Below are 20,550 nucleotides of genomic sequence, written 5' to 3'. Positions count from 1 at the left end.
CGAATACGGCGTAAACGCTTTCGGCCGGAATGATCTTGATGCCATGCATCTCGAAAATCAGCGGCGTGTACTGCCGATCATAGACGACGACGTCGATCTGTTCGCTGAACGAACCGTGATTGTCCACGACATGGGCGGTCGCAACTTCGTATCGCTTCGGAAGGTAGGTATTCAGAAGTTCGACCCAGACGGCTTCGCTGGCGTCGCCTTTCGTGCCCGGGTGGGCGAACGACCTGCGCGCCTGGTCCAGGCTCTGCTCCACCTTGTCATGCAGCCCGGCCAGCAAGACCGGCAACGACCATTCGCTCATCTGACCACCCGAGCCCATGTGCTGTTGAGCGCCAGCGTGGCGGCTGCGCTGATCCTCTGTTTCTCCGCAGTGGTCAGATCATCCGAAATCACGTTGTTCGTATTGGCGGGATCGACAAAGCGAGCGTTCGAAAAGCTATCGCGGAGATACCTGAAGCAGGCTGCCACCCGATCGCTCAACGTGGCGTAATTGGTATTGCGCAGCGCTCCGATTACCGCCAGTTCCAAGTAGAAGGATGGGAAATCGAGATTATTCTGATTGCGCCACAGCTTCACGAGCCGTGTTTCCTGCGGACGCCCGGCTGTCCGGACGTGGGCAATGTGGGTCTGGACGTTCGTCTTCGTCCACGCGCCGGCGCGGCGGCGATACAGGCTGTGATCGCCCGTATAGGCATTTTGCCGCTTGGCCGGGACCAGGTCCACGTCGTAGCCGTTGACCTTGATGTTGATGGAGACATTCTGGCGCTTTGGCGCGTAACGCAGCGCCGTGAGCCTGTCGAACAGCTTTTCGTATATTTGCTGCAGCGTTTCAGTCGTCTCCTCGGAGAGCGAGATAAACAGGTCGATATCCGTGCCGCTGTGGTTGGCGGTGCCTTTTGCGAACGATCCGCTGGGGTTCACCGCAAGCAGCTTGTCGCCCGCCCAAGCGGCAATCATGGGCGTCAACATTGTCAGGACACCTCTGACAGGGGAATAGGTGCCAGTGTCAACGGCCTCGCGGGCCAATATCCCTTGCAAGTAAGCGTCGCTCATACGGGTGAATCGATTCCCATACCAATGTGTGGGTGTAGGGTCCCATTTTACACGCTAGCCCGCAAGTGCTTGTCACGGCCAGGCTGCAACTACGGCTCGGCAGCACCGCGTTGCGCGGCTCCCGGCTTCTCAGAAACCGGTTGTCGTTTTGCATTTGATCGATGCGGCCGACGCGGAGGCGATCTGCGAGGCCGTGGCACGGCCGACCATGCGTTTCGTCGCGGTCAAAAGCATGGAACGGCAAGGCGTCCTGATGCTGCATAAGTCCCGCGACCTGTTGGTCCGCCAGCGCACTATGCTGATCAATCCCTACGCGGATACCTCACTGAATTCGGCATCATCGCCGCGCAAGGGACCGCCGGAGTGAAAGCGGCGATCGAGGCTTTTCGTGCGATGCAAGACAGCCTGCCCACATTGACGCGCAAGGCGCTGCATGGATTGATCAAACAAATGCGCATCGTGGCTAGCGAAAACCGACGAGATCGAAAAGCAGATTTTAGCCTGGCATCGGAATAATGCGGCAGCCGGCAGCCGGCGGTCGTCACCGGAGAGGTACCAACAAGCCGACGAGCCGGATATTAGTGACGCGACGGCGTCGAAGCCATGACGGTTGAGCTTGCTATCACCATCCCGTAGGACCGCCTCCCACGGTGCGCCGAGTACGGTTGCCCCTAAACGAACGAGAACCGCGGGGGTTTTCAACAAATGATTGCTGACGCCCAAGTGCTGCAATTGTAGGCGAGGGCGAATCGTGGTTCGATCAACTTCTAGAAAGAGATGGAGACTTGAATGTCAAAGCCACCCAGTTCAGGAATCCCGGGACACACACCTCCTGGCCCCCCACCCGGCGTGCCGGGACGCCCGGATGGCGTTCCACCCGGCCCGAAGGATCCTCCGCAGCCGCCGGACCGGCCAGTAGGCTGAAATGATCGAACTTCGCCATCTGCAACCGGGCATGGTTCCGCATTGGGAGCATGCTTGGAAGGGTAGGTTCGACTTCGAGTTGCGTGATATCGCCGCTTTCGTCGGGGATACCCTTCGTATCGATGACAAGCAACTGCGAGACGGGATCCTGCGGCTCGAATTCGATTGGCCTCTATCTGACGGCCGCCTATGTCCATTACAGGCATCGTTTCCAGACAGCTTTCCATTCGTTCGCCCGCAGGTGGCGCTGCGAGGAGATCCATCCAGCTTTCCGGAAAAGCATTGCTCACCTGCCGATGGAACCCTCTGTCTGCTTGGACGAGATACAGGCCTCTGGTCTGCGGAATGGACCTTGGCCACCCTACTCGAGAAACAGCTTGAAAATGCCTTGAACGGAACAGGCCTCGAAGACCCGCAGGCCGAGCCGATCGAGGTCTGGTGGAATGCTCTAGCGCCTAACTTCGAGGCATTCGTCGAAGGCAGCTATGTGCTGGTCGATTCTGCTTGGCGCCTTGAGGACGCCGAAACAGGAGTCTTGCGGCTTACCTACTCGATCGAGAAGGTGGGAGAGAAAATCAAGTTCCGTGGCGCGGTGGATGAAATCAAAGCCCTAAACGGGACGGTACTTGCGACCAGAGACTTTCCCCTTCCCCCGGACTTGCAAGCCAAGAGTCACACCGCAGCATTTCCTTGGCGACGCACCGGCCGCTTCGCTCCTCCGCCGCCCGGAAGGTGGCGTGACAAGAAGGTGCAGGATCACATCGCTTTCGCTCGGCGCCCCGTCGACAAGACGTCGCCTGCTATTTCCATTTCGGTCACTGTCCAAGCGACCGACCTTAGCTCGGGCATTAAGGGCGACGCATTCCTCTTTCCTCTGCTTTATGGTCCATCGAAATCATTCCGCGATCCAAAGCCGGGCCAGGCAAAGATCACCAAACCGTCTATTGCGATCATCCCCACTTACCGTGCTGGTGAAATGGACGTGGGCTTCCGCGTCCCTTCTACCAAGATATTGAGGGACAGGACGGTGGCAGTCTTCGGACTGGGAGCGATAGGCGCTCCCGTCGCGATCGAGCTGGCCCGAAGCGGGTGTAACCAGCTCGTCGTCGTCGACCACGACATCGTCGAGCCTGGCAACTCAATTCGCTGGCCATTGGGCAGTACGGCTTGGGGCACCCTGAAAACGACAGCGATCAAACAGCATGTGGAGGCTCAATACCCCTGGGTATCGGTCGAATCCCACCGTCACTTTCTCGGCATGCCCACCGCGGATGAAGGCAACGGCGATCATTCCGTGCTCCCTCCAATCATAGCCAGGTCAGACCTTATAATCGATGCGACAGCATCCCCCGGAATATCACGGTTGCTCGCCGACTGTTGTAAGAGAGCCGAGAAGCCGCTCATTTCAGTGTTCGGTACCTTGTCCCTAAGAGGAGGCGTCGTCGCCTATTACCACCCGAAATCCGGCTGCCCGACATGCCGCGAGTTCGCCTACCAGAAGGGAGTTATTGAAAAAGCGCCCGGATCTGGGGAAAGCTCTGGCTTAAGGCAGCCACCGGGATGTGCGGAACTGACATTCACCGGCGCTTCGTTCGATCTTCAGGAATTGTCCCTAGAGTCGGTGCGGCTTGCAGTGGACGTCCTTTCGCAGCCGGACGAGTTCAACGGGTCCGTAATCCACACTCTTTCTCTGCACGATGGCACTAGACGAGTACCACCTCTTTGGAGGGTCGATGACCTACAGCCTGCGCCTGAATGCAGATGCAATACGTAGTCTGGCTCCCTAGGGCGGTGCGGGACGAGATGTGTCTCGATGCGGATCGGTGGTACGAAAAAGAAACTGGCGGCACCTTCATGGGATATTGGGCCGAGCCAAATGTCGCCGTCGTCACGGCGATGATCCCAGGCGGCCCGAGCGCAGTCCGTGAGCGGCATAGCTTTCTTCCGGACCTGGACTGGCAACACGCAGAAATCGCGAGCCACTATGAACAGTCAGGCAGGCTGGACACATATCTCGGCGACTGGCACACGCATCCAGGCGCAGTCTCTGGCAGCCTTAGCTGGAAAGATCGAGCGTGCCTGAAAAGGATCATCAAAACCCCAGCAGCGCGAAATCCTACTCCAATCATGATGCTCATGTGCGGCGATCCAAGAAGCTGGGTGTTGCACTCATGGGTAGCCCGTCTGGGACGTCAGCTTCTCTTTTTCGATCTGCTTTCCGAGGATGAAGCTGCCATTGAAGTATATGACTGACGCTCACTTGAAGCGCCTTCCGATCTTCTGCCCTATTCAGGATTTGGAGCAACTGCTGATGGTATCGACTGAAGACGAGCTGTTGCAGACGTTCCGGGCAGCGACCGAGGAGAAACATGCCGGTTGGGGCGCGCGATCGATTCGGTCGAGGATCGCGGACGAGCCCAAGAAACGCAAAGCCCTCCCGTTCAAGCTGAGCGAAGTGTTGCCATGGTGGCAAAAGGTCGAAGAGGCGAAAGCTGCCCGTGACAGGAAGAAGCAGGATTAACCCGGAGCCCACCCATGTCCGTTACGAACGTCCGCGCTGCTATCGAACGCTTCCTTGCCTATGACAAACCGCAGGTGCTGTGCATCCGGGGCGCATGGGGCACCGGCAAGACCTATACATGGGACGAGGTGCTGAAGAAGACGGCGGCCGATAAGAAGATCAAGGCGAAGAAATACGCCAAAGCGTCGCTTTTCGGCCTGAATTCCATCAAGGAGCTGAAGCGGGAAATCTTCCAGTCAGCCATCGACATCGACCAGATCGGCAAACCGTTCGACATCGAGAACGTCACCAGCGTGGTCGATAACCTGAAGTCGTGGAGCAAGTGGGCCTTGAACAAAGCCAGCTTCGTCCACGAGGATGCGATGACGGCCGCTATCGAGGTGGCGGCGCTGTTCGCCCGTGAACAGCTCATTCTCATCGATGACCTTGAACGCAAGGGCGAAGACCTGCGGAGCGTGGATGTGCTGGGCTATATCTCCCAGCTCCGGGATGACCGGTCATCCAAGGTGGTACTGCTGCTCAATGATGAAGAGCTTGAGGACCAGCCGGAGTTCACGTCCTACCTGGAGAAGGTGGTGGACGTCTATCTGCGCTTTGAGCCGACTTGCGAGGAAATCGCCGGTATTGCGATACAAGAGACGGATAAGGTTTCGGTGCTGGTCCGCCAGGACGCTATTGCCCTCGGCATCACGAATGTGCGGATCATCCGAAAGATTCATGCGCTGGTGAAGGATTTGGTGCCGTTCATCGATGAGTACGCGGAAATCGTCACCGTCAATGCGGCGGCCGTCATTACGTTGCTGGGATGGAGTCACTTCCAGCCTAAGACGGCTCCGCCGCTCGATTACCTGAAGCGGGTTCACACGTATTCCCCGAAGCAGGACGACGTTGACTTCGATATGAAGTGGCGCGACCTGCTGCTGAAGTACCGCTACACGCACACCAGTGAATTTGACCTGGTGCTGCTGAAGGGTATCGAGAACGGCTATTTCGATAAGGCCGCAATTGAGAAGCACGCAGCCGAGCTGGACCGGGCCGAGGAGAAGAACAAGGCCGAACAGGAAGTGCGAGCAATCTGGGATGAGATGCACTATTCTTTCACGAAGCCGGCACAGGGCATCCTCGATAAATTCTTCGAATGCTACATGCGCAATATCGAATTCATGACGCTTGGCGATATGGCGATTTTCGAACGGCTGTTCCGGGAGTTGGGGGATGACCGCTCAGAACAGCTGGTGGACCGGTACATTGCGGCCAACAAGACGAAGCCGGGCGCTTTTGATTTCGAACGGCTTGAGCGGTTCGGCGATGTGCTGACGGGTCCGGTGAAAGAAAAAATTGCAGTGGCCGAGGCGGAACAGGCACCTAAGCTCAACCCAGACGAGGTGCTTATCGCACTCGGTACGCGAGGCTACGAGGAGGAGCTGTACGACGTTGCCGCCAAGCTGCCGGTGAGCGAATTCGTCCGCATCCTGAAGTCCTACGAAGGGTCGAAGCTTTCCGACATTATTTCCGGCTTGCGCCAGTATCTGAACACAGGCGGGTTGGACCCGCGCATACATACCATCATGGACAAGGCTGGTCTGGCACTGCGGCAGATCGCAGAGGAAAGCCCGATTAACAAGCGCCGGGCGATGCGGCTGGGCCTTATCCAGCGGCTTGACGCCAAGGACGCAAAAGCGGCAGGAACTGCAACCAATCAGGAGCAGGCAGGGGAGCAAGCATGAGCGACGAAGCGCCGAGAAGGATTGTGGGGAATTCACCCTCAAATTCTTGGCCGGATACCCCTCGTCAACTCATTTCGCCTCTGTTGGCAGGAGCTGCATAATGTCCCGCTTTGACATGAATTTTCGGACATCGGCAATGTAGGTCGCATCGAGAGCGTAGACGTTCTTCCGAGCCTGCCCGATCGCCGCTTCGTTCGTCAGGCGGACGAGGCGGCCAGCCGGTTTGGAGCAGAAGTCATCGGCAAAACTCTGCTTCATGAAGCCCACGAAAAGATGGTGGGGCCCGATAGGAAGTCCGAAATGCCCATCATCCCGCATCAGCCCGTTGGTCATTACCAGCGGCCGGTCAGAGGTCATGAACGGCCGAATCTTATTTCGGGTATCCAACACCCGCCAAATCGCACCCATGAGCAGGCGAAGCAGGTTTTCCCGCTGCATCATATCCGTGGCGAGCATCACGGCTATACGCTCCGGAACTTTCTTGTCGCTGCCTTTCAGGTATTCCTCAAGGGTCGCAGGCCATCCCTTCTGCTTCGCCTCTTCATAGCGGGCGAGCAATTCCGTGTCAGGATTGAACCAGTAATCCGAGATGCGGCGCTTAAACTCGGCAATCTGGTCCGGCGTCCGCATCATCAGGGAGAGCAGGAAACGTGCCCAGGCTACACGCAGCTCACCGGTCGGCATGACGCCGGTCAGCAGCTGGTCGCGGGCTTTCGCGGCCGAGGCATCGACCACACCCATGAAAATCTTTTCGACGTTGTGCTGGGTCTCCGCAGTGGTGTCGGGGATGATGTACAGGTCTTCCTCGTAGCCCGTCGAGTTGGTACCGCGCCGCCGCGAGCGGATTTGGTTGGACGGCGGCACCCTCCCAAACTCTTCAAGCCTGTGGTCAGGCCCCAACCACGGCCGGAGATAGAACTGCGGGATGTAATGGTGCTTCACGGGCCTACCACGTATTCTTCCCCTTGTTCTGGATGAGCTTTTGCGCCTTTGCCGCCAGCATGGCTTTTTTCTCGTCAATCAGCTCGGCAAGCGCGTCTTCCAGCAGCTCAAAGCAGTCGAGCAAAGCGTCCACGTCGCCCTGCCCTTCATGGCTCCCGTAATTCCCGACATGACGTAGGGCGTCGAGCGCGTCTTTGTGGCCCGGCTTCATCTTGTCAAATTCGGTGATCCGCTGCGAAAGGTTCAGGTCGTACGGCTTACCCTTCTTATCGAGCTTTTGAGTCGGCACCTGAAAGTGATCCATCAGGCGCTCGACGAAAATACGGAGCCGGTTGGCGCAGGCGGCCTTGTCCAGCCAGTAAAGCTCGAAGGCTTTGCGCAGCTGCATGGCGCAGGCGTCCGATAGGTTTTTGGAAACCGGAATGATGTGCGGGGCCGGACGAACAAGCATCGGCACAAGCACGCTTTCCCACCATTGCCTGTGAGCGTTCCAGTCTTCAAAGAACTCTGCCACTCGGTTGCCACCGACAGCCACGACCTCTCCACAATGCGCGACATCGCACTTGAGCAGGGCGACGAACCGCTCCATCGTCCAGTCCGGCTCTGATTCCTGAAGCTTCTGCTCTTCCTTGGAATATTCGGTCTCCTCGACATGAGGATAGTCCTTCATCGGATGCAGGAGACCGTTCTGGCAGTGCGGGCAAAGCCATCTCGGAAGCTTGTCAAAACCTATCGCCCACTGCTCGCGGTTCATGCCGTATCCCCCTCAGAACTTGAGATGACGATTACCGCGAATCCTGTTTCCTAACCAGCGGCTGCCCACCCTTCATGCACTGCCAACGCCATTCAGACGCACAGATTCATGATATTTCACCTTGCCTTGGTGCATCCGGCCGGTCGTGCTCCTTGAGGCCGAGCTCCGCGGCCGCGATGATGCCATTGACGATCGCCAGCAGGCGGGGTGTCGAGCGCGCGATGCCGACGGCGCTCGACGGGGATGGATTTCAAGCCGAGATTGATGGCGGCGAGATGCGAGACCCGCTTGCCGCAGCGCCTCGGCGGCGAGCAGCCGGCCGAGCCAGGGCGCATGCTGCAGGACCTGCAGATCATTCCAGGCGTCGAGCAGCAGGGCGGCGCGCAGCACCGGCGGCAGACCTTCGGTCTCGGTCAGCACGACGCGCCATTCATCGAGCCTGACATCCTCATCCCAATCGAGATCGTAGACCAGCAGATCTTCTTCGGCCCGAGCGCTCTTGGCGGGGCCGGTCCGCCTCGCCTCTGCGATGACGACCTCCGATCGGGCGAGCAGCGCATCGATGACGCCAATTCGGCGTCGAACGGACTGGCGGTTTGCTTGCAGGCATGCTCCCCCTCCCCTCCTCCGACGGGAGATGCTGCATGCCACGCCTACCGGGGACCGTCGGGGCCGAGCGCCCAGCCGAGCGGCTGCGTAGAACGTCGCGGGGACCGTCAGTTCGTGAGTGCGCGTTCGGATATCATGGTCGGCGTCGTGCAGCGCCAGGTCCTTGAGGTGGACGTCGGATCCCACAGTGAGGCACGGGTACCAGCAGGGCATGCTCCACCACCCCGGTTAGCCCTGCACCTCATCACTACCATCTACTTGGAAGCGGCATCGATGACGCGTCCTATATCAGCAAGCGGGCGATCGTCTTTCGTTCCGAACTGATCAACCGCACGCCACACGTCGGGGTACTTATTGCGAAGAATGGTCAAAGCAGCTACGCACTGAGCTTCATGTGGCGCCTCTTCGTCAAGCTGCGCTGCCTGTGTAAGAATCTCAGATACGACATCCACGGTGAGAGATTTCGCCTTGGCCAGAACTGCGACGCTTTGCGAGATGGCTTCGTTAGCCGCGGCAATGTGCAGTTTTTCTGCGGCTACTGGGGCGCATACTGTCTCAATACGGGTTCGGATTTCGGTTTCGATCGGATTCGTGTCAAGTCCTTTATACGCAAGAAACGCTGCATGCGAAACGAGAGTGCTTCCGTAGATTGCGAAAGAAGCGCGTATATGCCGACGCCTCCCAGTATGGTGGTTACGATGCCGACGATCCTGCTAAGGCTCATTCCAAACTCCAATTCAGTCGAAGCCTCACGATACCCGCCAAGGGTTGCAGAATATTCAACGCGCTCGGCCACCAACTGGGCTGCATGACTTTGCTCTCCCCAACTCCGACATTTGGAAATGGCAACCGGAGGCAAATTGGGTGGCAGACCGGATCGGCTAAGGGGAGCGTGCATAAGTGCGGGACGCGTTGAGTGGTGCCAGAGGGCTTCGGCGCTGGCGGCAATTCATGATTCCTTCATGGCCAAGAAGCGACTTGCCGCGCCCGAATATGCCGACACGCTTTCGCTAAAGGCGTTGCGCGAGCTCGTGACGGGTCCTGGCCGATGAGGTCGGGCAGCTTTTCAGTAGAGGCCACGATCCTGCGCTCTGAGAACGCCGCCCTTCGGGAAGACAATGCGGCGCCGCGGCTAAGCTCGACAACCAGCTTTTGCGCGACGAGATCGCGCGCCTGCCGCGCCGACCGCGTCTTAGATGACTATTAACCATTTGAATTAACGTGTTCAATTCTACAAACCGAAACTAATTGACGGATACTTTCCGCCACCCGGACGCTATTTTCCGCGCCCTTCTCACTATCGATAGTATTCAAGTATCGATAGTGAGGTGGTCCAGTGCTTGACCATCCGCTGATCCGGCGTTATCGTCACGCAAATGCTCGAATTCGCAGCGTCACCACGCTTGAGCGGCGAGAAGCGAATTTCAACGGAGTGTTCGATGAGCGTTACCGTCAAGGTCGCCGAGGCCAAGGCCCATCTTTCCGAACTGCTCGCCCGTGTCGAAGCCGGCGAGGAGGTCATCATCGCCCGCGGCAACGATCCGATCGCCGTGCTTTCGCGCATTCGCAAAGAGAGCAACATCGAGACGGCAATTGCCGAGATCAGGGCGATGCGGGCGCTGGCGAAACCCGTTACCCAGGACGAGATCCGCGCCTGGCGCGACGAAGGCCGTGCCTGACAATGTCCTTCGTCCTCGACGCCTCGATCGCTGCCAGCTGGTTCCTGCCCGACGAGCAAAGTGAAGCCGCCGAGCCGCTTATCGCGGCGCTGGGAGTAGCCCCGGGCCTGGTGCCTTCGCTGTTCTGGTTCGAGGTCCGCAACCTGTTCATCATGGCGGAGCGACGCGGTCGGCTGAACCCCGGAACGGCGCTCGCCATGACCTTGAGCCTGCGCGGTTTGCCTTTGCAGGACGGAGGCATCGGCAATGACGTCTCCGTCGTCGATCTTGCCCTCAAACATGGCCTGTCGGGCTACGACGCAAGCTACGTCGCGCTGGCAAAATCGAGTGGGATGCCGCTTGCGACCACCGACCGAAAGATGGCCGCCGCCGCCCGCAGCGAAGGCATCAACATCGTGGGACCGCTCGAGCATGAGCCCTGATCCGAACACGATCAATTCTGCACGGCCGGACGACGAAAGCGCCGAGCGCGCCTCCCACCTCCGTGATCGCGATGGCGAGCAGAAGATGGAAAGGGTGCGGGATCTCGCTGCCGAGGGGCGTCGTACGGTCCCGGCCGGATTCACCTCCGCTCATGACGCGCTTTATGACGAGCATGGTTGCCGCGATGACCGCCGGCGAAGGAGCCGCATGATGATAACGGCGTGCAGCATTCAAGCCGTCTTCCTCCGCGTCCACGAGCACGACGCGCTCAACACGCACCGGCCATGGTGTCGACGAATCACGCCGCCAATGCCGTGAAAGGATCTGCCGAATGGACGACGAGACGCGCTTTGCCTTTGAGAAACTCCTGAACGTCGCGCATGGCGAGAGCGGCCAGAGCGGCCGCGTCGCCGGTTTCCTGCTCGCCTGGTGGAATGCCGAGGCGAACGGCGGCTTCGATCTCGCCGATCTGTTTACGGTCGACCGCGAGATTGCGGGCGATATGACGACGGTGTTTGCCTATCTCGCCCGCTGCGAAATCGCGGAATACCCGACGGACTATCGCGGCGAGATCGAGCAGATCATCGCGCGCTGGCGACCGAGCGCCTCGGCCGAATGAGCGCCGTTGTCGATCCGGCTTTCAGCCGGCAGCATTTTCCTCCGTCAGCCGTTCGGCATTGAGATGATCGAGACCCGGCTCCATTTCGGACTTCCCGACCGCGGCGAGATCAGTGTCGCTCAGGTCCGCCGTCGCCTCGACGCAACGGTCGCGCCGCGACAGCCGCAGATAGTCCTCATAGGCAAGCAGAACGGTGTGCGGGCGGCCGTTCCTGGTGACGATCACCGGCTCGCGCACGGCGGTATCCTGATAGACCCCGAAATTCTTGGAAACCGCCGCGGTGGTCACGATCAACGTCATTACAGCACTCCTATTTTCCGAACGAACAGGAATTCCGAAGTTTGCGCAAGAGCGTCGGAGGGAACTCGTGATCGACGATAATAGAGCACCGGAGCCAGACAGCCAGGCAGTGCTCCGCCGCGCCGAGGAACTCGACGCACTCGACGCCATCCTGCCCTTCGACCGACGCGACCAGTTCGCCGCGCTGCTGACCGACGACGACGTTGCAACATTGAAGCACCTGGCGCAGGAGGGCATGGGCGAGAACACGCTTCGGGCGCTCGCCTCCGACCTTGGCTATCTCGAGGCGTGGTGTCGGTTGGCGACCGGTTCCCCCCTCCCCTGGCCGGCGCCGGAAAGTCTACTGCTGAAATTCGTCGCCCACCACCTCTGGGGTCCGGTCAAGCGCGCCGAGGACCCGGCCCACGGCATGCCGGCCGAGGTCGAGGCGGGATTACGCGCCGAGCGCCTGCTCCGAGCCTCCGGCCCACATGCGCCAGGCACGGTGCGCCGTCGGCTGACCTCCTGGTCGATCCTCACCCGCTGGCGCGGCTTGACCGGCGCCTTCGGCGCACCCTCGCTCAAATCCGCCCTGCGGCTTGCCGTCCGCGCCAGCACGCGACCGCGGCAGAGGAAGAGCAAAAAGGCCGTGACCGTCGACGTACTCGCCAAATTGCTGGCTGCGTGCGCCGGCGAGCGGCTGGTCGATCGGCGCGATCGGGCGCTGCTTCTGACCGCCTTCGCCTCCGGCGGCCGTCGCCGCTCGGAAGTGGCGGCCTTGCGCGTCGAGGATCTCACCGACGAAGAGCCGGTGCGCGCCGATCCGAACGACGAAAACTCCCCTCCCCTCCCCTGCCTGTCGATTCGCCTCGGCCGCACGAAGACGACGACGAGCGAGGACGACGAACATGTGCTGCTGATCGGTCGGCCGGTGTCCGCCTTGAAGCGATGGCTAACGGAAGCCGAGATCACAGAGGGGGCGGTGTTCCGGCGCATCGATCAGTGGGGCAACATCGACCGGCGGGCACTCACGCCGCAGTCGGTCAACCTGATCCTCAAAAGTCGGGCCACGCAGGCTGGCCTCGATCCGGCGCTGTTTTCGGCGCATGGCTTAAGATCCGGTTATCTCACCGAAGCGGCAAACCGTGACATTCCGTTGCCGGAGGCGATGCAGCAGTCGCTGCACAAGTCCGTGGCGCAGGCGGCGCGCTACTATAACAATGCCGAGCGAAAGTCAGGCAGGGCGGCACGGCTAATCATCTGAGCCGGCGATAGGGAGCCTTGACTGGTGCCTACCGGTTCGCCTGGTTGGCATTCCTTGCAGGACCATCGAAATTTCCGACTGAAGGAACCGGCACCCCGATTCGCGCCGTGGCGCCGGAAGGCCATAGCGGGAACCGGCGCTATGCCCTCTGTCTCGCGAATTTCGAGGCGCTCATGAGCGAGATCTGATGCGTCTCGGCGACGCCCGCATCCTTATCCACCAGAGTTCAGGAAATCGCGCGAGATTACGGGATCGAGCAACGCCTCCAGATCAATTGGAATGAGGCTAAGCCAGAGGATATCACGCGTTACATCGGGTTGCTCGCCTCGGCTCAAACGATCGCTGCTGAAATCGCGACGCGCAATGATCGTAAGCAGCCTGAGGAGGCAGATTACCGGGCAGCCTTCATTTCATTATGTCTGTGGCCTCCGAACAAGCCACCGTTTGTAGAAGACTCGTGGCCGACTCAAATTCCAGCCTTTTACAGCGTAGAGGAAAGAGCACTGCTTCGAGAAGCAGTCGGCAATACAGCCGCTTCGCTACCCAGCTATTTCAGCCGGTTCACTGAGGCGGCTGCCAGCGCCCTGCCCGGGGACAGGGAAACTGCCCGCTTCATGTTTGGTACCGTCGCTCTCCCTTGGTAGCCCGCGCGCGCCCGTCGTTGCAGCGGCTTACGTCACTAGTTCCATCAGCAAGAGAACCAGGTTCAGTCCTGCTCCCCTCGAATAAGCCGTCAGCCAAAGCTGGGGGAGGGGCGGCGCGGTTAGGCGTGTGTCACGCCGTCTTCTGATGCGTAATCAGGTGCCCATTCCTGAAATTCATGCCCCCCTGAATGCCCGAGGGTTCTCAACTTGGGTCCCTGGACTTTTGCGGAACGCATGGAGCAAAATACCCAAGTGGGTCACCCAACTCGTCGCGCCCGCTTTCGCATTGTTCGCGCCGTGCTCAATAAAGCTGGCCTACCGCGCAGCAACGCCGAGGGAAGGCAGGAGCGATGAAATTTCGACCAAGTCGCCCGCCGAAAATAAGCGCCCCAGATGTGGCTCGGAGTTAGCCGCGGCTAACTGCGCTTTGACCGGCCGGGCCGTTAACCTTTGATTAACGAAAAAGCTCTTGCCCCCGGGGAGAGAATCGGAGCTTATATTTCAACTGCGGTGTGAACCGAATTCATCGCAAAAAACCGCAGTTGCGAAATTTGGATTGAAAGAGCATGACTCCGATCGCTGAGAAGATCATAGCCACAAGCGTCTCAGATCTCAAAGGGCTGATTCAGCGGCATTCGTCGGCGCTGTCTCAACAGCTTCAGGCCCACAACGCGAGTGTGTTCCCGCCGCATGCGGAAAAAGGCATTCGAAATTTCACCCCAGCCGAGACTTCTAAGCTCATCGGAATAGGGGAGGGCTACCTGCGCCAAGTAGCGGCTGAAATGCCAAATTTGGCAGCAAGCCAAAGCGGCGGACGCCGGAGTTACTCGGTGGAGGACATTCACGAGCTGAGGAAACAGTTGGACCAGGGTACGCGGGGGGGGCGTCGGTATCTTCCTCACCGTCGGGTCGACGAAGAGTTACAGGTGATCGCGGTCATGAACTTCAAAGGAGGATCGGGAAAAACAACCACGTCTGCCCATCTGGCGCAGTTTCTGGCGCTGAGAGGCTACCGTGTTCTCGCAATTGACCTTGATCCACAGGCAAGCCTTTCAGCACTATTCGGTCATCAGCCTGAAATCGACGTCGGCCCTAACGAGACGCTCTACGGGGCTATACGCTACGATGGCGAACAAAGGCCAATTGCAGAGGTAGTGAGAGCTACGTACATTCCTGATCTGCACTTAATTCCCGGTAATCTAGAACTCATGGAATTTGAGCATGACACGCCTCGCGCTCTGATGAAGCGTCAGCCGGGCGACACGCTCTTTTTTGCCAGAATCGGGCAAGCAATTGCGCAAGCTCAAAACCTATATGATGTCGTGGTTATCGATTGCCCACCGCAACTTGGCTACCTGACGTTATCTGCACTCACCGCCGCCACCTCGGTGTTGGTCACTGTTCATCCGCAAATGCTCGATGTGATGTCAATGAACCAGTTCCTTGCGATGACAGGAGATCTGCTGGAGGAGATATCCGCAGCTGGAGCGCGTACTGACTACAAATGGATGCGCTATCTGGTAACCAGGTTCGAACCAAGCGACGGCCCCCAGAACCAGATGGTCGCTTTCCTTCGATCGATATTTGGGGATCACGTATTGATCCATCCAATGCTGAAAAGTACCGCCGTCTCGGACGCAGGCCTGACTAATCAAACACTCTTCGAAGTCGAGCGGAGCCAATTCACGCGCTCGACCTACGATCGGGCACTCGAATCCATGAACAATGTCAACGCCGAAATCGAGGGGTTGATCAAGAAAGCGTGGGGTAGGGCAGCATGAGCAGGAAGGATGTCTTCGCTAATCTTAGTCAACCGGCCGCACCTGTTGCTGACAGCGTCGGGGAGGTCCGGGCGCCCAAAAGCCGTATTCGCCCAATTCTTGGCTCGCCCGAACTTATTCAGGACGCCTCACATTCCCCGGTCGGCGCTATAGGTCAGTCTTTAAGCGAGGTCAGTGAACGCAGTCGTCGTGCCGAGGAAATCGAGAAACGCCTCTCAGAAGGCCAAACAGTCGTTTCACTGGACACGGCGAACATAGATCCGTCGTTCATACCCGACCGCATGCTTGGGGCTACAGAGGCGCACGATCGTCTGGTCGCCTCGATCCGCGATCAGGGTCAGCAAGTTCCTATCCTGGTCCGACCGCACCCCGAAAGTCCCGGCCGGTATCAAATTGCCTTTGGACATCGACGCCTTCGCGCCATTAGCGATCTGGGGATTCAAGTAAAGGCGATCGTTCGAGAGCTGACCGATGAGCAGTTGGTTGTCGCCCAGGGACAGGAGAATAGTGAGCGCCAGGATCTAACCTACATCGAGAAAGCTCGTTTTGCTGAACGTCTGCAGCAGCGCTTTTCACGCGATGTGATCATGGCTGCCATGTCGGTTTACAAGAGTGACCTTTCGAACATGTTGTCCGTGGTGTCTCGGATACCCGATGACATAATCGACTCGATTGGACCTGCTCCAGGTGTTGGCCGGCGGAGCTGGATCGAGCTTGCCGATCTGCTTTCGAACTCGAAGTCACTGGAGCGTGCTGTCAGCTTTCTTGGTGCACAAGACACTCAGGGCTTAGCCTCGGAAGTAAAGTTCAAGGAGCTTCTCGCTCATCTGAAGCCGCGACCGAAGAAAGCGAAGGCGGACGTTTGGTCCACACGTGCAGGCGCGCGCCTCGCCAAAGTTACACATAATGATGCGAAGGTCGAAATTATCATCGATCGAAAGGAGGCGCCGGAGTTCGCAGCCTTTGTCCTCGATCGGCTCCAGTCACTGTTCGAAGAGTCTCGCTCCAAGAACTGAGTTCACGTCGTTATAATCAGGAGAGTACCGCAAAAGAAAAAAGCCCCCGAACGTCGCCGTCACGGAAGCCCTTTTCGATGTTTAGCAGCTAGAGAATCGCACTTCCGGGAATCACTGTCAAGAGTCTTGGCACCGCTTCGGTGAGCAGATTTCTTTTGCCTTGAAGAAGGTAGAGGCAATGGAAATGGGATATGCGACGACGCCGTTTGGGCGGCGGCCGATGTCACTTGGCATGCTGGCAAGGCAGAAACTTACCGAGACCATCGACCCGGGAATGAAGCGCAACAAATGGAAGCTGTTCCGGGCTATTTGCGAAGCACGGCCGGCGCTTGGGGTAACTGATCGAGCGCTCACCGTCCTGGACGCACTTTTGACGTTCTACCCGGAGGACGACCTTTCCGAAGCAAGCGGCCTGATCGTCTTCCCCTCGAACGCACAGCTTTCCCTTCGTGCCCGCGGAATGACCGCAGCGACGCTGAGACGGCACCTCGCCGTGCTGGTCGACGCGGGTCTCATCGCTCGCAAGGATAGCCCTAATGGAAAGCGTTACGCGCGACGTGACAGGCGAGGGGATATTGGAGAGGCGTTCGGCTTCAGTGTCGCGCCGCTGTTGGCGCGTGCGACTGAAATTGAGCGCCTAGCTGCTCAGGCCGTGGCCGATCGTGAGCTGCTGAGCGCTGCCAAGGAGCGGCTGAGCGTCTGCCGACGCGATATCTCCAAACTAATTGCGGCAGCCGTCGAAGAGGGACTTCCAGGAGATTGGGAGGGCATTTCGTCGTCGTTCCGGATGCTCCTCACCAAGATTCCCCGCGTCAAAAACCTCGAAAACCTCGAACCGGTAGTCGAAGAGATGATGCTTTTACGAGCCAAGGTCCTCAACATCTTGGAAACAAAGGTTAAAACTCAAAAAATGAGCGCCAATGAGTCTCAACGTGAGCGCCACAAACAGGATTCAGATACTTACTCCATCTATGAATTTGAACCAAGCTTCGAGGCAAAGGAGGACGCACCCGCCGTTGCCGACAATGCCCCGAGCACCGGTGCGGCAACCGAGGGCCAAGTAATCTCTTTTGGAAAGCGAGCCAGCAAAGTGCTTCGTCAGACGGATTCCGTCTCTGGGCACCTCCTCAAATCCTTCCCCCTCGGCTTTGTGCTCCGAGCATGCCCGCAAATCACCGACTACGCTCCGGGCGGAACGATTGGCAACTGGCGGGACCTGGTTTCGGCAGCTATCGTCGTGCGAACGATGCTTCGTGTCAGTCCCTCTGCATTTGAGGAAGCCTGCTCAGCCATGGGTCCGGAAAACGCTGCTACTGTGATGGCCTGCATCCTGGAGAGGGGAGGGCATATCAATTCAGCCGGGGGTTATCTGCGGGATTTGACCCTAAGAACCAAGAAAGGCGAGTTCGCAATCGGGCCCATGTTGATGGCGCTATTGCGCGCGAACGGCGGAGCGCGGCAAGATGTCGGCTGATGGGCGATGCTTGTTCGCTGCTGCCGATGCCAGCTTGAATCAACGCTCGTCAGCGTCAAGCGACATCGACTGTCCCGGACATCGATATTCCAGCCCACTGTAGCGGTGCGAGCACTGTAGGATTCTACAGTAGCCATCCCAGGTTCCGCGATATCTAATCCGAGGACTGCCAACCATCGAAGGAGAGAACTTTGCCGATCCCACACATGTCGCCAGAATTTCTGCCGGAAGATCATCCCGACCTACTGGAAAACACGGATCTGCCGGCAAAGGTCATACGGGTGTTGCGCAACGCCTGCTTCACCCGGCTTAGCGACTTCGACAATATGACCGACATCGACTTGCTTCGCGAACCAGGGATGGGCTTGCGTGACGTCCGGGCGGTCCGGGAAGCTCGCGCGAGGCAAAAGCTCCGCGATGGCGACAAGCCCTTCGACTGAAACTGCTTCGTTCGCCGGTAAAGGATGGCGGTCATTTCCCTGCCACTACCGCCGCACAGGCAGTTCCCCTCTGGAGGTTGTTGACCTTCTTCATGGGCCGCGGCTTTCCGCCGGCCTCTCTGTTTGCCTTACCGCCCTGCATTATCCGCGCCATTCCAAAGTGCTGACGGACTTCACGCGAGCGACCGTCTCGACGCTGCTGGCGTTCAGAACCGTCATGCTCCCTCGAGGGAGCAAACAGGGGGCGCCTGCTTGCTTGCTTCGTTCCAGTAGGGGCGGACTCCAGCGGTATACCCGCGTGTCGGCGCAAGTACACCGTTCGCGTCTAAACGGGATGGCGGCCGCAGAGGAAGGCGAGGCTTTGTCTGGCACCGGGTCGAATCATCCTAAGGCACGCCAAGGTCAAAGCGAAAAATTCGTCACTAAAATTTGTCGCCTCATACGCTTTGAAAGGAACTCAGCTTGTCCAAAAGCTCCTTCGAAATCTCGAACTGCCGCGCGGTCCCACGGCCCATCGAGTTCTTGACCATGGTCTGGGTCAGCATTCCTCGCTTTACCAGAAGATCGACTGTCTCCTTCGCCCCACTTCGCGTGAGCTTCAAAAGTTCCGATATATTCGTGAGGGTTAGCGGTTGATGGGCCTGACTCATCGCATAGAGAACCGTCATCATGCCGATCTCCTTTAACCGCGCCTGTGGGGTCTCGTCGTCGAGCGGATGATCGACGATCTCCTGCAGGATCAGGCCGTTGAATGCAATGTTGTGCCAGTGCGTCTTGAGCGCTCTTGTCATATTTTAAACTGTGTTATATACGCAAGTACGAGAGATGCGAGAACGGGCTGATTCGTCCCGTCTGCGATTGCGTTCCGTCGTTTCGGAGAGGCTATCCCATGAAAAACCTTCTGCTCAATCCGTTGCTCGCCGTCTGCTGCACAGTACCACTCTATCTCATTTCCGGTAGTCATGCGCGCGCCGATGATTGGGGATGCGAGGTTATCCTGTGTCTCTCCAATCCCGGCGGTCCAACTGAATTCGCACAATGCCGGCCGCCAGTCGAGAGACTCTGGCGGGAGCTTGCCAAGGGACATTCGTTCCCGACCTGCAGTGGCGTCGGCTTCAAGAGCTCGCGGCCCGGCTACGAGCCGTACTTCTGCGACGCAGGCTACAAGCTGGTCGGGGATTACGGCCCGCGCGGTCAGCAGGCAACCTGCGTGTCCCAGTCCCTGCAGGAGGTCAGCGAGGCGTTGTGCAGTTTCGACCGGGATAGACGCAACAATAGTTCCGGTTCGCTCGTGTCTCCCCGTTGGAAGAAGGTGAACGGCAGCATGCGATGCATGGCGTATCGGATCACGCGACCGAATACGCGGTCACAGCCGCATTATGTCGACGTCACCATCGACGGCTCCGGCACGCACAGGGTCTGGTACTGACGATGGGTGTGGCATTCGTCGATCTTGCCGAGGCTTGTGCGCCACGCATTGAGGTGGAGACCCTCGCCGCCATCGTTAGCCTCGAGAGCCGGTTTCGGGCGTTCAACATTCGTATTAACAGCGGTCCGCCGCTTGCCGCCCAACCGGCGTCAAAGGCCGCGGCGGTCGAAATCGCCACCTCTCTGATGGCTGAGCATCAGGACATCCAGCTTGGGCTTGGCGCTATCGGCATCGAAGAGCTTCAGAAGCTTAATCTCTCAGTTTCCGATGCCTTCGATCCGTGCCTGAACCTCAAGGCCACGGCGACCCTTCTCGACGGCTATTACCGGCTCGCCGCTGGCGCGGGCGCGGACGCTGCCCGGGCCGAGACCGTGATGCTTCAGTCCTATTACGGCCGCAACGACCCTTCCGTCGGCGCCATGGTCGACTATGACGCGCAAGTGCGCCGGGAAGCAGAGCGCCTGTCGCAGCAGCTTGCCTCGCTCACGATTGAAGACGTGCAGGATCAGGTCCACACCGGCGAGCAGCCCGAGGATCAGGCGGCGCGCCAGCTTTCCATCCAGTCCTCCAGAACCGCCGAAGCGATGCCCTGGGATGTGTTCAACACCCGACGACGATCCTCGGTTCTCGTTTTTCAGAATGACCGATCGGAGCAACCCGAATGACCGCCAGACACTCTATCCGCCCCTTCGCCGCCTCGGCTCTGATGGCCGCCGTCATCGTTGCCCTCCTGGTTGAGCCAGCCTTTGCGCAGTCCGCCGGTATTGAGACCGTGTTGCAGAACATCGTCGACATGCTGACCGGCAATATCGCCAAGCTGCTCGCCGTCATCGCCGTGATCATTATCTGCATCGCCTGGATGTTCGGATACATGGACTTGAGGCGCGCCGGCTTCTGGATCATCGGTATCGGCGGCATTTTCGGCGCCACCGAACTTGTCAATACGATCGTCGGAGGATGATC

23 protein-coding genes and 2 pseudogenes are annotated in these 20,550 nt (G+C 58.8%); 18 read left to right on the top strand and 7 right to left on the bottom strand.

Features of this window, described 5'->3' with window-relative positions; translation table 11 throughout:
• Position 1: 1 nt before the first annotated feature.
• A pseudogene (locus RB548_RS21900) lies at positions 2-310 on the bottom strand (DUF6602 domain-containing protein); the annotation flags it as partial.
• Positions 307-978 carry a nucleotidyltransferase family protein gene (locus tag RB548_RS21895; RefSeq protein WP_331375394.1) on the bottom strand — a complete coding sequence of 224 codons (672 nt, stop codon included), beginning with the start codon at positions 976-978 and terminating at the stop codon, positions 307-309. The gene RB548_RS21895 and the pseudogene RB548_RS21900, both read right to left, overlap by 4 nt.
• Before the next feature lie 205 nt (positions 979-1,183).
• Here RB548_RS21895 and RB548_RS21890 point away from each other — a divergent pair.
• The 6 genes and pseudogenes from RB548_RS21890 to RB548_RS21865 form a co-directional block, all read left to right on the top strand.
• A pseudogene (locus RB548_RS21890) lies at positions 1,184-1,411 on the top strand (IS110 family transposase); the annotation flags it as partial.
• A gap of 14 nt (positions 1,412-1,425) precedes the next feature.
• Positions 1,426-1,578, top strand: coding sequence for a hypothetical protein (locus RB548_RS21885; protein ID WP_331375442.1), 153 nt, complete (start codon positions 1,426-1,428; stop codon positions 1,576-1,578).
• 409 nt (positions 1,579-1,987) lie between these two features.
• Complete coding sequence (locus RB548_RS21880; RefSeq protein ID WP_331375393.1) at positions 1,988-3,760, top strand: ThiF family adenylyltransferase; 1,773 nt, start codon at positions 1,988-1,990, stop codon at positions 3,758-3,760.
• Positions 3,748-4,239 carry a Mov34/MPN/PAD-1 family protein gene (locus tag RB548_RS21875; RefSeq protein WP_331375392.1) on the top strand — a complete coding sequence of 164 codons (492 nt, stop codon included), beginning with the start codon at positions 3,748-3,750 and terminating at the stop codon, positions 4,237-4,239. The genes RB548_RS21880 and RB548_RS21875 overlap by 13 nt, the downstream gene beginning before the upstream one ends.
• A gap of 7 nt (positions 4,240-4,246) precedes the next feature.
• Positions 4,247-4,507: a hypothetical protein gene (locus tag RB548_RS21870; protein WP_331375391.1), complete on the top strand. Its 261-nt coding sequence runs from the start codon at positions 4,247-4,249 to the stop codon at positions 4,505-4,507.
• 14 nt (positions 4,508-4,521) lie between these two features.
• The gene (locus RB548_RS21865) at positions 4,522-6,234 is read left to right on the top strand and encodes a hypothetical protein (protein WP_331375390.1); all 1,713 of its coding nucleotides are present in this window, start codon (positions 4,522-4,524) and stop codon (positions 6,232-6,234) included.
• A gap of 69 nt (positions 6,235-6,303) precedes the next feature.
• Here RB548_RS21865 and RB548_RS21860 read toward each other — a convergent pair whose 3' ends face one another.
• From RB548_RS21860 to RB548_RS21850, 3 genes are all read right to left on the bottom strand, one after another.
• Positions 6,304-7,176 carry a DUF4238 domain-containing protein gene (locus tag RB548_RS21860; RefSeq protein WP_331375389.1) on the bottom strand — a complete coding sequence of 291 codons (873 nt, stop codon included), beginning with the start codon at positions 7,174-7,176 and terminating at the stop codon, positions 6,304-6,306.
• A gap of 4 nt (positions 7,177-7,180) precedes the next feature.
• Positions 7,181-7,930 carry a DUF4145 domain-containing protein gene (locus tag RB548_RS21855; RefSeq protein ID WP_331375388.1) on the bottom strand — a complete coding sequence of 250 codons (750 nt, stop codon included), beginning with the start codon at positions 7,928-7,930 and terminating at the stop codon, positions 7,181-7,183.
• Between the two features lie 72 nt (positions 7,931-8,002).
• Complete coding sequence (locus RB548_RS21850) at positions 8,003-8,752, bottom strand: DUF1612 domain-containing protein (protein WP_331375387.1); 750 nt, start codon at positions 8,750-8,752, stop codon at positions 8,003-8,005.
• 1,226 nt (positions 8,753-9,978) lie between these two features.
• Between RB548_RS21850 and RB548_RS21845 the strand changes: the two genes are divergently transcribed.
• Genes RB548_RS21845 through RB548_RS21830 form a run of 4 tightly spaced genes read left to right on the top strand, consistent with a single transcriptional unit; the run spans position 9,979 to position 11,260 of the window.
• Positions 9,979-10,218, top strand: a complete 240-nt coding sequence (locus RB548_RS21845; RefSeq protein WP_331375386.1) for a type II toxin-antitoxin system Phd/YefM family antitoxin — start codon at positions 9,979-9,981, stop codon at positions 10,216-10,218.
• 2 nt (positions 10,219-10,220) lie between these two features.
• A complete protein-coding gene (locus RB548_RS21840) occupies positions 10,221-10,640 on the top strand; it encodes a type II toxin-antitoxin system VapC family toxin (RefSeq protein ID WP_331375385.1) in 420 nt (139 codons plus the stop codon).
• Positions 10,630-10,959, top strand: a complete 330-nt coding sequence (locus tag RB548_RS21835) for a hypothetical protein (RefSeq protein WP_331375384.1) — start codon at positions 10,630-10,632, stop codon at positions 10,957-10,959. Before RB548_RS21840 ends, RB548_RS21835 begins: the two co-directional genes overlap by 11 nt.
• Before the next feature lie 13 nt (positions 10,960-10,972).
• Complete coding sequence (locus RB548_RS21830) at positions 10,973-11,260, top strand: DUF7673 family protein (RefSeq protein WP_331375383.1); 288 nt, start codon at positions 10,973-10,975, stop codon at positions 11,258-11,260.
• Positions 11,261-11,281: 21 nt separating this feature from the next.
• Here the strand turns inward: RB548_RS21830 and RB548_RS21825 are convergent, their stop codons facing one another.
• Entirely contained in the window at positions 11,282-11,560 is a 279-nt protein-coding gene (locus tag RB548_RS21825) for a type II toxin-antitoxin system Phd/YefM family antitoxin (RefSeq protein WP_331375382.1), read from the bottom strand.
• Between the two features lie 67 nt (positions 11,561-11,627).
• Here RB548_RS21825 and RB548_RS21820 point away from each other — a divergent pair, with 67 nt between their 5' ends.
• From RB548_RS21820 to RB548_RS21800, 5 genes are all read left to right on the top strand, one after another.
• Positions 11,628-12,803: a site-specific integrase gene (locus RB548_RS21820; RefSeq protein WP_331375381.1), complete on the top strand. Its 1,176-nt coding sequence runs from the start codon at positions 11,628-11,630 to the stop codon at positions 12,801-12,803.
• Between the two features lie 1,210 nt (positions 12,804-14,013).
• Positions 14,014-15,228, top strand: a complete 1,215-nt coding sequence (gene repA, locus RB548_RS21815) for a plasmid partitioning protein RepA (protein ID WP_331375380.1) — start codon at positions 14,014-14,016, stop codon at positions 15,226-15,228.
• The gene (gene repB / locus RB548_RS21810) at positions 15,225-16,244 is read left to right on the top strand and encodes a plasmid partitioning protein RepB (protein WP_331375379.1); all 1,020 of its coding nucleotides are present in this window, start codon (positions 15,225-15,227) and stop codon (positions 16,242-16,244) included. The genes repA and repB overlap by 4 nt, the downstream gene beginning before the upstream one ends.
• A 178-nt stretch (positions 16,245-16,422) precedes the next feature.
• Positions 16,423-17,718: a plasmid replication protein RepC gene (gene repC / locus RB548_RS21805; protein WP_331375378.1), complete on the top strand. Its 1,296-nt coding sequence runs from the start codon at positions 16,423-16,425 to the stop codon at positions 17,716-17,718.
• Positions 17,719-17,909: 191 nt separating this feature from the next.
• Complete coding sequence (locus RB548_RS21800; RefSeq protein ID WP_331375377.1) at positions 17,910-18,158, top strand: hypothetical protein; 249 nt, start codon at positions 17,910-17,912, stop codon at positions 18,156-18,158.
• Between the two features lie 437 nt (positions 18,159-18,595).
• Here the strand turns inward: RB548_RS21800 and RB548_RS21795 are convergent, their stop codons facing one another.
• Positions 18,596-18,949, bottom strand: coding sequence for a helix-turn-helix domain-containing protein (locus RB548_RS21795; RefSeq protein WP_331375376.1), 354 nt, complete (start codon positions 18,947-18,949; stop codon positions 18,596-18,598).
• A 98-nt stretch (positions 18,950-19,047) separates the two neighbouring features.
• On the opposite strand from RB548_RS21795, the gene RB548_RS21790 reads away from it, so the two are divergent.
• Genes RB548_RS21790 through RB548_RS21780 form a run of 3 tightly spaced genes read left to right on the top strand, consistent with a single transcriptional unit; the run spans position 19,048 to position 20,548 of the window.
• Positions 19,048-19,587, top strand: a complete 540-nt coding sequence (locus tag RB548_RS21790) for a hypothetical protein (RefSeq protein WP_331375375.1) — start codon at positions 19,048-19,050, stop codon at positions 19,585-19,587.
• A 2-nt stretch (positions 19,588-19,589) separates the two neighbouring features.
• Positions 19,590-20,252 (top strand): lysozyme family protein, encoded by a 663-nt coding sequence (locus tag RB548_RS21785; protein WP_331375374.1) that lies wholly within the window; start codon positions 19,590-19,592, stop codon positions 20,250-20,252.
• On the top strand, positions 20,249-20,548 hold the full coding sequence (locus RB548_RS21780; protein WP_331375373.1) for a TrbC/VirB2 family protein: 300 nt from the start codon (positions 20,249-20,251) through the stop codon (positions 20,546-20,548). The genes RB548_RS21785 and RB548_RS21780 overlap by 4 nt, the downstream gene beginning before the upstream one ends.
• Positions 20,549-20,550 lie beyond the last annotated feature (2 nt).

The sequence above is a fragment of the Sinorhizobium chiapasense genome, assembly GCF_036488675.1.
Classification (GTDB): domain Bacteria; phylum Pseudomonadota; class Alphaproteobacteria; order Rhizobiales; family Rhizobiaceae; genus Sinorhizobium; species Sinorhizobium chiapasense.
This window is presented reverse-complemented; position numbering and strand designations above follow the sequence as displayed.